The sequence below is a fragment of the Actinosynnema sp. NPDC037264 genome (assembly GCF_055603705.1).
This window is the reverse complement of record NZ_JBVJVK010000111.1, coordinates 1-12,905: the sequence shown is the minus strand read 5'-3', so window position 1 is coordinate 12,905 and position 12,905 is coordinate 1. Positions and strand designations below refer to the sequence as shown.

14 protein-coding genes are annotated in these 12,905 nt (G+C 69.9%); 4 read left to right on the top strand and 10 right to left on the bottom strand.

The features are described from left to right. Positions 1 to 126: 126 nt before the first annotated feature. Complete coding sequence (locus tag ACZ7GX_RS44885; protein ID WP_498786781.1) at positions 127 to 1,275, bottom strand: IS630 family transposase; 1,149 nt, start codon at positions 1,273 to 1,275, stop codon at positions 127 to 129. A gap of 153 nt (positions 1,276 to 1,428) precedes the next feature. Here ACZ7GX_RS44885 and ACZ7GX_RS44880 point away from each other — a divergent pair, with 153 nt between their 5' ends. From ACZ7GX_RS44880 to ACZ7GX_RS44865, 4 genes are all read left to right on the top strand, one after another. Then, positions 1,429 to 1,689 (top strand): hypothetical protein, encoded by a 261-nt coding sequence (locus ACZ7GX_RS44880; RefSeq protein ID WP_498786780.1) that lies wholly within the window; start codon positions 1,429 to 1,431, stop codon positions 1,687 to 1,689. Between the two features lie 280 nt (positions 1,690 to 1,969). After that, positions 1,970 to 2,629, top strand: coding sequence for a hypothetical protein (locus tag ACZ7GX_RS44875; RefSeq protein ID WP_498786779.1), 660 nt, complete (start codon positions 1,970 to 1,972; stop codon positions 2,627 to 2,629). A 928-nt stretch (positions 2,630 to 3,557) separates the two neighbouring features. Next, positions 3,558 to 3,758 (top strand): hypothetical protein, encoded by a 201-nt coding sequence (locus ACZ7GX_RS44870; RefSeq protein WP_498786778.1) that lies wholly within the window; start codon positions 3,558 to 3,560, stop codon positions 3,756 to 3,758. A 162-nt stretch (positions 3,759 to 3,920) separates the two neighbouring features. Next, positions 3,921 to 4,739 carry a DUF4192 domain-containing protein gene (locus tag ACZ7GX_RS44865; RefSeq protein ID WP_498786782.1) on the top strand — a complete coding sequence of 273 codons (819 nt, stop codon included), beginning with the start codon at positions 3,921 to 3,923 and terminating at the stop codon, positions 4,737 to 4,739. 148 nt (positions 4,740 to 4,887) lie between these two features. Here the strand turns inward: ACZ7GX_RS44865 and ACZ7GX_RS44860 are convergent, their stop codons facing one another. The 9 genes from ACZ7GX_RS44860 to ACZ7GX_RS44820 all read right to left on the bottom strand — a co-directional run bounded on the left by ACZ7GX_RS44860 (position 4,888) and on the right by ACZ7GX_RS44820 (position 12,164). After that, complete coding sequence (locus tag ACZ7GX_RS44860) at positions 4,888 to 5,094, bottom strand: hypothetical protein (protein WP_498786777.1); 207 nt, start codon at positions 5,092 to 5,094, stop codon at positions 4,888 to 4,890. 116 nt (positions 5,095 to 5,210) lie between these two features. Further along, positions 5,211 to 5,639, bottom strand: a complete 429-nt coding sequence (locus ACZ7GX_RS44855) for a hypothetical protein (protein WP_498786776.1) — start codon at positions 5,637 to 5,639, stop codon at positions 5,211 to 5,213. A gap of 46 nt (positions 5,640 to 5,685) precedes the next feature. Further along, a complete protein-coding gene (locus ACZ7GX_RS44850) occupies positions 5,686 to 6,171 on the bottom strand; it encodes an RICIN domain-containing protein (RefSeq protein WP_498786775.1) in 486 nt (161 codons plus the stop codon). 141 nt (positions 6,172 to 6,312) lie between these two features. After that, the gene (locus tag ACZ7GX_RS44845) at positions 6,313 to 7,326 is read right to left on the bottom strand and encodes an ArsR/SmtB family transcription factor (protein WP_498786774.1); all 1,014 of its coding nucleotides are present in this window, start codon (positions 7,324 to 7,326) and stop codon (positions 6,313 to 6,315) included. Positions 7,327 to 7,533: 207 nt separating this feature from the next. Further along, complete coding sequence (locus ACZ7GX_RS44840; protein WP_498786773.1) at positions 7,534 to 8,034, bottom strand: hypothetical protein; 501 nt, start codon at positions 8,032 to 8,034, stop codon at positions 7,534 to 7,536. A gap of 353 nt (positions 8,035 to 8,387) precedes the next feature. Next, positions 8,388 to 9,065, bottom strand: a complete 678-nt coding sequence (locus tag ACZ7GX_RS44835) for a hypothetical protein (RefSeq protein ID WP_498786772.1) — start codon at positions 9,063 to 9,065, stop codon at positions 8,388 to 8,390. Between the two features lie 52 nt (positions 9,066 to 9,117). After that, positions 9,118 to 9,651, bottom strand: coding sequence for a hypothetical protein (locus tag ACZ7GX_RS44830; RefSeq protein ID WP_498786771.1), 534 nt, complete (start codon positions 9,649 to 9,651; stop codon positions 9,118 to 9,120). A 220-nt stretch (positions 9,652 to 9,871) separates the two neighbouring features. Continuing rightward, complete coding sequence (locus ACZ7GX_RS44825; RefSeq protein ID WP_498786770.1) at positions 9,872 to 10,912, bottom strand: hypothetical protein; 1,041 nt, start codon at positions 10,910 to 10,912, stop codon at positions 9,872 to 9,874. 43 nt (positions 10,913 to 10,955) lie between these two features. Beyond that, complete coding sequence (locus ACZ7GX_RS44820; protein WP_498786769.1) at positions 10,956 to 12,164, bottom strand: AAA family ATPase; 1,209 nt, start codon at positions 12,162 to 12,164, stop codon at positions 10,956 to 10,958. Positions 12,165 to 12,905 lie beyond the last annotated feature (741 nt).

The window sequence follows — 12,905 nt, the reverse complement described above, 5'->3', positions numbered from 1 at the left end:
CTGCTCGCTCAACCTCACCTCGGCGGGCGGCCGTCCGATCCGCGTCATCCACCCACACTAGACTTAGTAGGCGGATTTCCGGCGGAGGACACTAGTGGTCGCGCCCGTTAGTTCGTCGGGGGGTGATCATGCTGTCAGTGGTTGTGGGGCGTGGCGGTCATGGCGGCCGATCCGTGTGAGCAGCCGGTTGAGGTCGTGGCGGGTGAAGGTCCAGTCGAAGGGCTGGGCGGTGGCGTTGTAGTGCTCCTGGAAGGACATCAGTCGTTCGGTGACTTCGTCGAGGTCGCCGAAGTCGTCCGGGGTGAGCGCTTTGCGCTGCACGGCGGAGAAGTAGATCTCCACCTGGTTCAACCACGAGGCGTGTACTGATGAGTGGACCAGGTGGGCGTTGGGGAAGGCGTCGTTCATCCGGGCCGCGGCGGCCCAGTTGCGGTGGGACGCCCTGTTGTCCACGATCCAGAACACGCGGCGGGCGCCGGCGTAGGGCTCGGTGGTCATGACCTGGTCGACCAGACGGGAGAACGGGACGATGCCCGTAGTAGGCTGGCAGCGGCCCGTCACACGGGCATGCCGGACGTCGTAGGCGGCGAAGTAGGCCGGCGTGCCGCCGCGGGAGTATTCGGATTCCACCCGCATCGGCCAGTGGGCACCGGCGGGCAGAGTGTCGTGGAGCCGGTACCGGGCCCGCACGCCGGGTTTCCCGTCTGCGCTGAGAACGAAGTCATTCTCTCCCAACGGCTCACCCTCCCGGACGCGGGAGTACAGGTCGAGCACCCGGGCCGCCTTGACCGCGAAGTACGGGTCGCGCGGAAAGATCCACGACCGGTGCTGCCACGGCTTGATCGCGTCGGCGGCCAGCCGGCGGCGCACCGTGGATGCCGACACCCGCTCGCAGACGCCGCGGGCGACCGCCTCGCGGGCCGGCTCCGGGCAGCTCCACCGCGCCAAGGGCACGTCGCGCCGCGTGGGCAGCTCGCAGGCCGGTGCCTTGACCTCCGCCACGACCGCGGCCGGGAAGACCCGCGGCCTCCCCACTCGCGGCCGGTCGGCCAACCCCGGCAGCCCTTCATGGCGGAACCGCCTGCGCCACTTGCGCACCGTGTCCTCGACGATCCGCAGTTCGCGGGCGATGCCGGCGTTGGACCGCCCGTCAGCGGCGGCCAACACGATCCGGGCCCGCGGCACCCGACGATGCTCGGCACGACCACTGCGCGCCAGAGCCTCCAGTGCCTGCCGATCCGCTTCGTCCAGCGTGATCGCATACGGGCTCCGCACGGCCACTCAATCCACCCACTCCAAGATCGACTATGGGAGTGGGACGGTATCGGGCAGGACCGTGACCCATGGCCTCCCCGCCCGAGTCGACAAAAGTCTCGCTGCGCCAACGCCTGCTGGCACGCACCCGCACGCTGGCCCCAACTGGCCAGCGTGCGGGTGCGCCACCACGGCGCGCTCGCCTACGTCACCGGCGACCTCGCCGACGGCACCACCCTGCCGCTGCTGCGGTTGCGCTACAACGGATCCGTCAGCACCTGGGGCTTCGCCATCTACCGCGCCAGCCACGACGACTACGAGAATTCGGTCCTGCCCAGCGGACACCCCTTCGGCACACCACAGGAAGCACTCGACTGCGCCTGTGGGCTCTACCTCAACGACATCACCGCCTGGCGCCAACCTCCGACGAACTAACGGGCGCGACCACTAGTCGTGATCATCCGCGTTTCAATCGCCGGTCCGGCCTTCTACCGCCTCGGATGGCGAACCAGGCCTTCTGAAGAGGGCAAGCGGTCGAGTGCGGGAGCACCGCCCGATCGGTTGATCGATTCCTGCCCTTACCACTGTGGCGAACATGGCACCATCGTGGTTCCGGTCAGGGCTGCGGTGAGGGGGCCATGTGCGGCGGCGACTATCCACCAGTGCACGAGCTGCAGCTGCGGGCGTCGCCGCTGCCACATCGATCCTGGTGGGCGTGGTCGGGAATGTGGCCACCAACAACATCGGCGAGATCAGCGCCGCGTGGAAGCCTGTCATCTGGATCACGCTGGCCGTGCTGACCGCAATGGTGGCCTTCATCGCGGCGTGGAATTCCCTGGTATCCGCATCGGAGTCGGCCTGGGCGGGCGACCCGGCCGAGCACGGCGAGCGCCCCCGGTGGAATTCGGAGCGCATGGCCTGGCAGGCGAAGGCGGTGCTCACCATCTGGTTCCTGCTCGCCGCGCTCGCCTTCATCGGCACCGTGCACGTGCTCACCACACCGACGGCCCTTGACATCGACACCACCTTCCACCCGTCCTTCGAGCTCAAGCCGAAACCGGGAGGCGTCCGCGACGGCGACCCCCTCGCCCTCTTCGCGATACCCTTCGCCCTCATCACCTGGCTCCTGCTGCCCTTCGTCGCAGGCAGGAGCTTCTACTACGCGGCCCCGAATTCCGCCGGCCAGACCACCCGCATGCTCATCGCCTGCGGCGGATTCGTCTTCGGTGGATGGGCCGCCTTCTTCGGCACCCTCGCCGGTGTCGAACTCCTCACTTCCGTAGTGCCACCGGTCGGCGCTGTCTACACCACCCTGATCGCCGTCACCCTGACCGCGTCGGGATGGGCGCCCGAAGCAGGCTGGCGCCGGCACTGACGCTCGAGCGCAGCCCGCACTGGTCGACCCACGCCATGACGGCACTCCCCCGACCTCACCCTGCCTCGATCGCCGGCTACTCCTCGTCGAGCCAGTCCCGCACCGCGCGGCAGATTGTTGTTCGCAGGCCGCAGCGGGCCGACGTTGCGGTGTGAAGCCGTGTCGGCGCAGCCACAACCCGACGTCCTGCCCGGTCATGGCGACCCCGACGACCAGCCGGACCAGCTAGAAGGGTCGACGTGGATGGACGCTTCATAACCTCGAGGTGTAATCGCATGGTGTGCGACGACCCCTGTCGAAGTAGCCCTTTGGTGCGCAGAGGTTGACCGTTGCGTCAACCGTCCACAGGGGACGGATAGATTGTTTCGACGTTCCGCTTGACTTCACGGGGCAAGGAAGCGTCCATAGTCGTGCGGCCCGGTACTACCGGATGCGCACCGGGGGCCGCACCCGCTCCGGCCGGGGCATGACCACCACACCACACGTCACTTGCTGCGAGGTAGTCATGTCCACCAATGCCACACCGACGCTGCGGGCTGTCCCCGACCCGGCGAAGCCGCGCACCGATACCGAGGAGAAACTGTGGCAGGCTGGCCAACCCCGGCAGCACCGCCGCCACGCTGTCGACCGCCGCCGGGATCGGCAAGTCCACCGCACCTAAAATCTTTACCCGCTGGGAGAAGGACGGCCTCGTCACCCGCACCTCCGGGATCGCCGACGGTGGATCGCGTCCGGCCGACCGCTGGTCGATCATCACCGATGACCAGCCCTCCGCTGGAGACCCGTCTGCGGACGACGGGCCGACCGGTGACCAGCCCGCTCCCGAGGACGACCTGGCCGAAGACGACCGGCCAGCTGCTGCGGCGGATGAGACGCAGGCGGATACGAGGTCGAAGGGCGAGCGGTTGGCACCGGGGCGTTGCGCGGGATGGTCGAGGACTACCTGCGGGAGCACTCCGGTCAGGACTTCAGCCCGAACGCGATGGGCAGGGCGCTGGACCGGTCGGCCGGTGCGGTGCACAACGCGCTGGAGAAGCTGGTCGCCGACGGCTACGCCGTGCGCACAAGCGACAAGCCCAGGAAGTACGCACTCGCCCCAGCCCACGACGACTCCGCCGTACGCAGCTGACGGCCCGGGGCGCGGGTATCGCCGCCCGCCTCACCACCCCACACACCGAACGATCTACGGGAGTACAACCATGCGCATCACCGGCCCGGCGGACGCCACCGCCGCCGATCACGAAGAGCACGCCATCGCCGACTTCTACGACGAGCACGGCGCCCACCCGCGCTGGCTCGGTTCCGTCCAAAACGACGCCGACCCGGCGTCACTGCGGCCATCGACTCCGGCCGAAGGCTACTGGAGGCAACCGACCCGCACACCTTCACCACCGCCACAGCCGCCCTGGTCGACACCTGGGCCGACCAGGACGACGGCCTGCGCTATCCGCCGTCGGACGGATGGCCGTGGCCATGGCAGGACCTCCGCCACGCCGACTGGGTCTACACCTTCGACGGACAGCGGGTCTGGGTCGTCACCAACCGAGCCACGGTCGGCACCACCACCCCGACGGTCCTGCTGCCCGACCCACAGGACGTCCTCGCGCGACGGGTCGAACTGCTCGACGACCTCCATCGCCGAACCGACCCCACCGCCGAGGACCGCCCCGCCGCCCCAGGACAACCCAGCCCTCGGCGAAGCCGCTTCGACCTGCTGCACCAACATGTGCTCCGCGCCGGCGACCGCACGCAACCGCTGACCGATCGCGAGGTCGCCGACCTGGCTTTCGCACTGACCCACCCGCTGGTCCGCGACGCCTGCCTGTCCTTCGCCGCCGGCGAGCACGCCGACCGCGCCGAGGCGTTGTGGACCGAACTGGTCCGGGCCAGCCCCGCGCCCGAACGAGCCGAGCCGGCCGCCCTCCTGGCCGCATTCGCCTACTCGCGACGGGACCTCGACCTGACCGCCGCCGCGGTCGGACACGCCAAGAGGAGCTGCCCAGGGCACCGTCTCGCTGAACTGCTCGGCACCGTGCTGCGCAACGGCATCCCTGCGAAAGCCCTGCCCGAACTGGCCCGGCAAGGTCGGGAACTGATCTCCCAACTGTGACGCCCGGCCGAACGTCGGTCTGCGCTCTTGCCCGGACTTGATTCTCTACAGCCGTCGGCGGCCCGAGCGGGACCGCCGACGGCCCTTCCCCCACAGCCGCCCAGGCAAGCCCTGTCCGAGAACCCCATGCCCCCACGCCGCAGCCGATTCAGCCCACTGCGGTGAACCGCTCGGCCAGCGCGTCCGGTCCGCCGAGTGCCATGTCGTGTGTCGTACTCGGCAACCGCCATTCGGCGACACCGATCCGGCGACCGCTCCAGGCCGGAGTTCCGACCGGCACCACCCGCTTCGACTGCCGACGTGCGGCTTCCTCGTCGAAGCCGTGCAGGACGGAGTGGACCGCCTCGGGTGTCACGGACACACAGCGCTTCGGCGCGCCGTCGCCCACCCGAGGCGGTTCGAATGTGGGTCACGGCCATCCGGTGCGGTGTCGTGCGTCGGCAGCCGTTGGCCGTGTCCCCGACGACGGGGTCAGTGTGCGTAGCGCACGCTCCACTCCGAGCCCCACATCGGTTCCGGCCAGTGGAACTCCATCCGGTATTTGGTGCCGTCGAGCACGTCGGTGGCGATCACGTGCCACTCGCCGTCCCACGGGACGGTCCTCCAGTTGTTGCAGTAACCGTGGTTGACCCAGCAGACGCGGGTGAGTGCGGTCCACTCCGTGTAGCTGGGCGAGCTGATGATGTTGATGTTGATGTCCCGACACCGGTTGCTGGTGACGTAATAGCCGGTCGCCGACGGGCCGTACGAGTCGGACGGACCGGCGGTCAAGCGCGGCAGCCACTCCGCGCCGTCGAGGCAGGGGCCGGGTGCCGCGGCTGCGGCAGTGCCGGTGTTCCCGGCACCGAGTGCCAACACCGCGGCGAGCGCGGCCAACGCGCGGGCAAGGCGTGTTCTCATGGGGTGTCTCCAATCGATTGCCGTGCCGGATAATCGACGAATAGTCCTAGTAGAAGCTTTGGTTCGTCGGGTAGCCGTCGAGACAGGTCCACTGCTGGATCAGCGCGCCATTGCCGACCGCACCCGGTCCGCCCGTGACGTCCAGGCACTTCCTGAAGTCGTGGGTCGGCACGAGCCGCTCCTGGTCGTGGATGAAGAACCTCTGGTGCTTGCCGCCGTTGCAGTCCCACTGATGCACCGGCGCGCCGTCGCTCTTCGAAGCGGCCTCCACGTCGAGGCATTTTCCGCTGTTGGCGTTGACGATCTGGTAGTCGCCGATGCTGTCCATGTACATCAGCCAGCGTTGGTGCGGCGACCCGTTGCAGTCCCACTGCTGGACCCTGGCACCGTTGTAGGTCGCACCGCCGACGACGTCGAGACACTTGCCGCTGTGGCGCGCCCGGATCAGGAACTCGGGATCAGCCGCTGCCGAACCGACCGGCACGACGACTCCCGCGAGCACCAGGACAACGGCCACGATCGCTTTTCGCACAGCTTGCTCCCCCTTCGTTCGGTTGTTCCGACCTGCGGCGGCGGTTCGCGTTCCGCCGCACCGGTCCGGAAGCGTCACCCGGTCCCGTCGACGTCGTCAACGACCTTCGGCCACGGCCGAATGAGAGGGCTCGGTGCGCCGTCAGGGTCGCTCGGTCACGGCCGGCACGTAGTCGTGGCCGAGGAGTGCCAGCCCGAGCGCGGTCGGGTGGTGCAGCATCCGGTTGCCGTCCCGGTGGCTGGTGATGAGACCGGCTTGGCGCAGGACGGTGGCGTGCTCGCTGGCGGTGCCCGGCGAGATCCCAACCCGGCGGGCGATGGCGGTGGTGGTCGGGTTCGGGCACTCGGCGATCCTCGCCAAGACCACGGCCCGGGTGGCGCCGATCAACGCGGCGAGGGTGCCCGGGTCCCGTCGCGGGTCGGCGACGAGCGCGTCGGGTTGCTTGGCCACGGAGTAGACCACCACCGGTGGCAGCGTGGGGTCGAACATCGTCACGGGCCCGGTGAGGCAGAAGTACGAGGGGACGAGCAGCAGGCCGCGACCGTTGAGGTGCAGGTCCTGGTCGCGGTGCCCCGGGATGCGCAGCTCGCCCGAGTCCCAGCTCATCGTGGGGCGCATGCCGGCCAACAGGCCCTCGACGCCGCCGTCGGCCAGGGCACGGGCACGCAGCTGCCGGTCGCGTTCGACAGCCGCCTCGATCGTCCGCCGGTAGGGGGTGATCATCAGCCGGTAGCACGTGCGCATGGTTCCGGTGAGTTCTACGAGCACCGCCGGTTCACCGTGGGCGAGCTTGCGGGCGTCGTCGGGCAGGTGTCGCGTCCGCGCGAGATGCCGCAGGTCGTGGTCGAGAGCGGCCTTCGGAGTAGACCGGATGACCTCCAGGCCGTGGTCCAGGCCGGCCATGGCCGCGCTGGGGTTGAGGAAGTCCGGGAAGTACCCGACGGGCGGGGTCAACGCCAGCAGCAGGCTCAGCCGGTCGCCCAGCGCGGCCCGCCGGATGGCCGCCGCGGCGGTTCGGCGCCAGTCCCGGAACAACAGGTCGCCTGGTTGCGGCCGGAGCAGGTGCAGGCCCATCACCAGTTCCCAGAGCGGATCCGGAGCCGGCGCGATCCGGGTCCGGGCAACGTCATCGCGGGTGAAGTGAATCCTGAGCACGCGGTCTCCCCCGGTGCGTACGGAACGGCCTGGACCATGCCATCGGCCCTACAACTCTTGTTGTCGGGTCCGGCAGCCGCCGTGTTTCAGCACCACCGAAGGCCCTTGCCCGCACGATCGACCACCGCACAGCCGGTCATTGGATCACCCGGGTTTCAAGCCCACGGCCCTTCGAACGGCCCTTCGCCGTGGCCGCGCCGGGCGAGGTCAGCTCGGCCAGCGCGGTTCGGTGGCCGTTACAGCCTGGCCGGTGGTCGGCCGGATCGGGTTCCACGAGGCAGGTTGTGTGTCGCGGTCGGGGCCGAGGTGGTCGCCGAGGTCGGCCAGGGCGGCGACTCTGGTGACGACGACCTCGGCGTCGCAGCCGGGGCAACGGTCGAGCAGCAGCCACGCCTGGCCGGGGGTGGTGTGGTCGGGGATGAACCGCCACGTGCTCCCGGTCGGCGGGTCGGTGACGGTGATCAAGTCGCCGGGGACGTCTCCGGTGCGGGTGGGATAGGTGCGGTGGGGGTCGTCGGTGACCAGCACGGCATCCACCGGTACGTGCAGGGCGGTGGCGACGGTGCGGACGACACGGGCGCGACGTGCCCACCGGTTCCACGTCTCGGGGTTGTCGTGGCGACGGCGGAATCCGTCAGGGTCGGCGGCGCGGTGGGCGTGCGCGGCGCGTACCGCGCGTTCGGCGAGTCCGAGCGACGTGGTGGTCATCGCGGCCACCCGAGGGCGTCGGCGGCGGAAGCGGGGAGGTAGCCGACCTGCTCACCTGTGCCGAGCCGCATCACGGACGGGTCGGTGGACGGGATACCGTCGGCGTCGTCGGGGTGCACACCACCCGCGCGAGGAGGTGCATCGGTGGCCCGGTTGCGTGGCGACCCTCAGGGCCGTGGTCGGGCGGTAGGCGGACAATGCGGCGATCGGCTCGTCCACCGTCGTGGGTCGGGTGGCGTCGGTCATCGTGATCACTTCGCATGTGTCGATCGGCGGGTTGGTTGCTGGGGCGGACACGGCCTGGTGGCGGCTATGCGTTCTGATGCCGGGGGTCGTGGTGGGTGCGTCGTGTGTCAGATCCGGATCACGGTGGCGAGGGCTGCGATGGTGTCCTCGAAGTCTCTGACCGGTAGGGAGAAGCTGATGGTGAGACGGCTTCCGCTCGTGTGGGCGTCCACCTGGAGCGGACCGGCTGTACCGAACCACTCGATTCCGTGCGTTCCCCGCCGTGGCGGGTGTGCCGTGATGGGTGTCGGCTTCGCCGTTCCGATCGTCACCGCTGCAGCGGTGACGATCTCGACGGCCCTCGCCATCGCGTGGTCGCCGTTCGCCTTTTCCTCTCGGGCTTGTCGGATGAGGTCGTGGTAGCGCGGCAGGCGGGTGTTGAGGAGTTCGGCGACGTCGGCCGAGGGCATGTCGAACGACACCGGGATTTGGTGGTCCCGGTGCGTGGGGTGGTAGTTCCGCTCCAGGTCGGGCGGCACTGCGGGCACCAGCACATAGCCGGTCGATTTGGCCGCGTTCCACGGTGGCATTACGTGGAACGCCAACCCGCTGGTCGCGTCGACCAGCCTCGCCGCTCCCCCGAAACTCTCGTCGTCGGGTACGGATGTCAACTGCTTGACGTACTCACCGTCGACGATCGTGGTCCTGTCGTCCCACCGTATCGCGGTCGCGACGCCCCACGATCCTTGCATCCGGGGCGCGGTGGCGAGCATGGTCTTCACGACCCGGTTCTTCCACGAGATCATGACGTGGGCTCCTCGTTCTGGGCACGGGGCGGGTATCGACCCGGCGTGGGGGTCAGCGGGTGACGCGTAGGGCGGCGGTGGCGGCGTGCCCGATGGCGCGGGCGGTGGTGATGGGGTCGGCGAGCAGGTGCACGGTCGTGCCGTCGAGAGGGGTGTCGTCGGGGTTGGTTGTCAGCCACAGCACCGCGCACCCGGCCGTGCACAGGCGGTCGAGTTTGCGCTGTCCGTCGCGGCGGGGTTGGTCTCGGAATCGGCCGTCGGAGATCACGACCAGCAGTCGGGCCGCGCCGGGTCGGGACAGCCCGAGGGCACCGTCGAGGGCGTCGAGGGCTGTGGGGATGTCCTCCCAGTTGTCGCGGGAGGCGAACTCGGTGACCTCGGCGGGGTACTCACCGGGGCGGGTCAGCGGGCGCACGTGGTGACCGAAGATCACGCTCGCGGTCTGGGCAGGCACCCTGGTGTGACGGGCGGCGGCGGCGAGGATCCACGCCGCCGCCACGTGGGCGCGTGCCCAGCCCATCGTGCCGGACACGTCGCACGCCACCCCGAGCCGCAGCGGCGGGGTCGGCACCGGGATGCGGGTCATGCGGGTGAACGCTTACGCAGTCACGGTCGCCCCTGCTGCGCGTTGCGCTTCGGCGGCGCGCACCCCGCGCATCCGCAACCGCCCCGGCGGCACTTCCGAACCGGACTTGACCGCGACCCGTTCCCGGATGCCGGCGGTGTCCAACGCCCGCGCCAACACCCGTGCCGCCGACCGCTCCTGCGGGGTGGGTGGGCGGGTGCCCGTGGTGGCGGTGCGCCCGTCACGGGGACCTCCGACCTCGAATACTCCACGCGCCGCCTGGTGGGCGAACTTGTTGGCAGCGGCCTCGCGCGCCCTGTTGGCGGCAGCGACGGCGGCGGGGTCCTCCGGCGCCTTCTCCCGCGCCACCCGCCGCGCCACGTCGTCCAACACGGCGGCGATCGCACCCGCCAACAGGGACGGGGACGAAGTGCCACCGGTGAGGGACGGGTGCCTGTTGCGCCAGCGGTTGCGTTGGTGCCGCCGGACGGGGTGGACGGGTCGGGTGCCACGCCGGGGTCCGGGTCGCCGGTGCTCGGGTCGGTGCGGTGATCTCGCACCACTGCCGCCCGAGGTCGAGCATGGTTGCGTCGTCGTCGGCGGCGGTGCGCAACGCCGTGCGCCACACCGCCCGCAGCTTGTCCAGGGCGTCCTCGCCGAGCACGTCCCGCACGACCCGGGTGACCGGAGCGACCTCGGCTCGGGTGAGTACGCCTCCGTCGGCGCGTCCCAGCAGCAGGGCGGAGGCGCGGGCGGCGTCGACTTTGGTCATCTGCGGGGCGGTGGCGGGGTTGGCGAACAGGTGCAGGTCGGCGGCGACGATGCCCTTGACGCACGCCCGCAGCCAGTGCCGGTCGTCCGGGCGGCGGCGTACCTGGGCGGCTTCCATGCGGGGCTCTTCCAGCAGCATGGCGGCGGCGACCACGCCGGGCGGGGCGTCGGGCGGTGGTTCCCAGGCGGTGTGTTTGGCGTGTCCGCACTCGTGGGTCAGCGCGCCCCATGTCGGGGCGTAGCGGGACCGGTCGGACAGGTTCGCGGGGTCGACGGTGGCGGGGTCGACGCCGAGGTGGTCGCCGTCGACTTCGATCAGCGCGCGGGCGGGGTAGAAACACGCCGGGGCACCGCTGCCCGCGCCGGGTGCGACGCTGACCACGAGGTCGTTCCGGTCGGCGATCACGGGGACCTCGTCGGCGATGGCGGCGGACAGGGTCAGCCATTCCGGGCGGGTCGGGAACACGGCGGCACCGGTGGCGTCCGGGTCGGCGGTGAAGTGGGTGCTCATGGCGAATGTCCTTCCGGGACTGTCGTGTGTCGGCGGGGGCGGGTCAGCGTGTGGTCGTGATGCGGGCTCCCAGGGCGAGGGGCTTGACGATGCGTCCGAAGGCGTCGCGCACGACGGCGGCGACGGTCTCCCGGTCCTCTTCCGGGGCGATGCCCACCAGGTTCGCGGCGGCGGCGTCTATCCCGAGTACGGCGGCGATCTTCTTGAACGCCAACAATTCCCGTAGTTGCGGTGCCCAACCGACCTCGCCGCGTTCCTGCCGGGTGGCGAGGTTGCGTGCCACACGCACCGCCTTCGGGTCCACCCCCAACTGGTCGGCGAGGTCGTAGTCGCTGGACACCTGGACCTGCACGGAGAACCGGGACGAGAGGGCGTCGGTGAGCACCGCCCCGTGCACGCCGGGGTTGTGGCCGGCGATCACGTAGAACCCCGGCGTGGCGTCCACGACCTCTCCCCCGTTGGCCTTCACGATGATCTGGCGGCGGCCGTCCATCGTGGGGTAGACCACGGCGAGCACGGTCGGCGGGATCAGGGTCGCGTCGTCGATGAACAACGGCACGCCCTCGCGCATCGCGCGGACCAGCGGGCCGTGCACGAACACGAACTCCCCGTCCGGGGTCTTCGTGTAGTCGCCCACGAGGTCGGCCACCACCGTGTCCCCGTCGCCCTGGACCGTGACGCAGTCCGGGAACGCCGCCTCCACCACCGACGTCTTGCCCGTCCCCGGTGGCCCGTACAACAGCGCGGCGACCCCCGCCTCCTTCAATCGCCGCAATGCCGTCACGTCGGGCAACATCGTCCCCGCCACCAAACGCGGGTGGTACTCCGTGCCGTTGGGACGCAACACCGGACCGGTCACCGCGCCCGCCGAACCCGCGCCCGCCGCCGATCCTTTCCCGGCGGGCGCGGCAGGGGCACCCGTGGACGCGGTTCCCGTCCGTCGGGCGGCGGCGGGTTTCCGGCGCGGCGCGGCGGTGACCGCCGGGGCGGCGGCGGTCACCGTGGTGGTGGTCGCCCGATAGGCCAGCGGCGATATCGACGCGACCTCAGCCGCACCCTGACCGGCCAACGTCCGGCACGCATTGCCCACCGCCCCGGAAGACCGGTTCAACCTGGCCACGATCACGCGCGGGGTCAACGCGGCGGGCGCGCTGTCGGCCAGGACGCCGGCGACCATCGCGCGCAGCTCACCGCTACGCAACCGGGGAACCGCCGCCACCGCCGGCCGGGCGGTGGCGGCCGGTGTGGGCATCGTCGCCATTCCCAACGGTTTCCCGGCACCCTGACCACCGCACCGAACGCCCGCCGTGCCGGCCGCGCCCGGCGCGGGCAACGCCGTACACGAAAGTTCATGCATCGTGACGATCTCACCGGATGCCGATACGCGCCGGTCACCCAACGCGCAACCTGGGCACTTCGGTTCGACAACGGCGGGAATTCGATGCGATTCCCGGCTTCTCTGGTGACAATTAATTGCCACCCGTCGGCAGGAATACCGCAACAGTTCGCCGGCTCATTTTCAAGACTCTTTCCGGAACGGCTGCCCGGCCACCAATTCAGCACCACCCACGGGACACAAATCCGACTGTCAGTAAATCGACGGGCACGCAGCATCACGCAGTCCAACGCCACTAAATGCGTCGAACCCACAGAGCGAAGCAAAGGGCGACAGCAAATAGGAAAGCCGTATGCAGAAAGATTTGCGAGAACAGGAATGGAAGGGTCACCAGAGCAACGGACGACCGGTGGACCAATGGCGATACGCGAACCCGAGCGAGACCACGTGCCCGCCCCCGATGTGTTCACCGGCTTGTGGACAAGCGAGTCTGGGCCACCAGCGGATCCCCGCACAGGCCCACTGACCGGCGTCTTCGCCTGTAGGAGAAGGTGGCGCTCTAAGCTTGTCTTTTAACCTGTTCGGCGGGGTTTGGTGCCCACCTTGTGGTGGGCCGGTCGGGTGTGTGCCTGGCCGGTGGCCAGGACGAGTCCGACG

Bases quoted from the DNA above. Each gene is read 5' to 3' on its own strand.
- ACZ7GX_RS44825 (WP_498786770.1), bottom strand. From the start codon at position 10,912: ATGAGCACCCACTTCACCGCCGACCCGGACGCCACCGGTGCCGCCGTG.
- ACZ7GX_RS44840 (WP_498786773.1), bottom strand. From the start codon at position 8,034: ATGACCACCACGTCGCTCGGACTCGCCGAACGCGCGGTACGCGCCGCG.
- ACZ7GX_RS44855 (WP_498786776.1), bottom strand. From the start codon at position 5,639: ATGAGAACACGCCTTGCCCGCGCGTTGGCCGCGCTCGCCGCGGTGTTG.
- ACZ7GX_RS44820 (WP_498786769.1), bottom strand. From the start codon at position 12,164: ATGCCCACACCGGCCGCCACCGCCCGGCCGGCGGTGGCGGCGGTTCCC.
- ACZ7GX_RS44870 (WP_498786778.1), top strand. From the start codon at position 3,558: ATGGTCGAGGACTACCTGCGGGAGCACTCCGGTCAGGACTTCAGCCCG.
- ACZ7GX_RS44830 (WP_498786771.1), bottom strand. From the start codon at position 9,651: ATGACCCGCATCCCGGTGCCGACCCCGCCGCTGCGGCTCGGGGTGGCG.
- ACZ7GX_RS44835 (WP_498786772.1), bottom strand. From the start codon at position 9,065: ATGATCTCGTGGAAGAACCGGGTCGTGAAGACCATGCTCGCCACCGCG.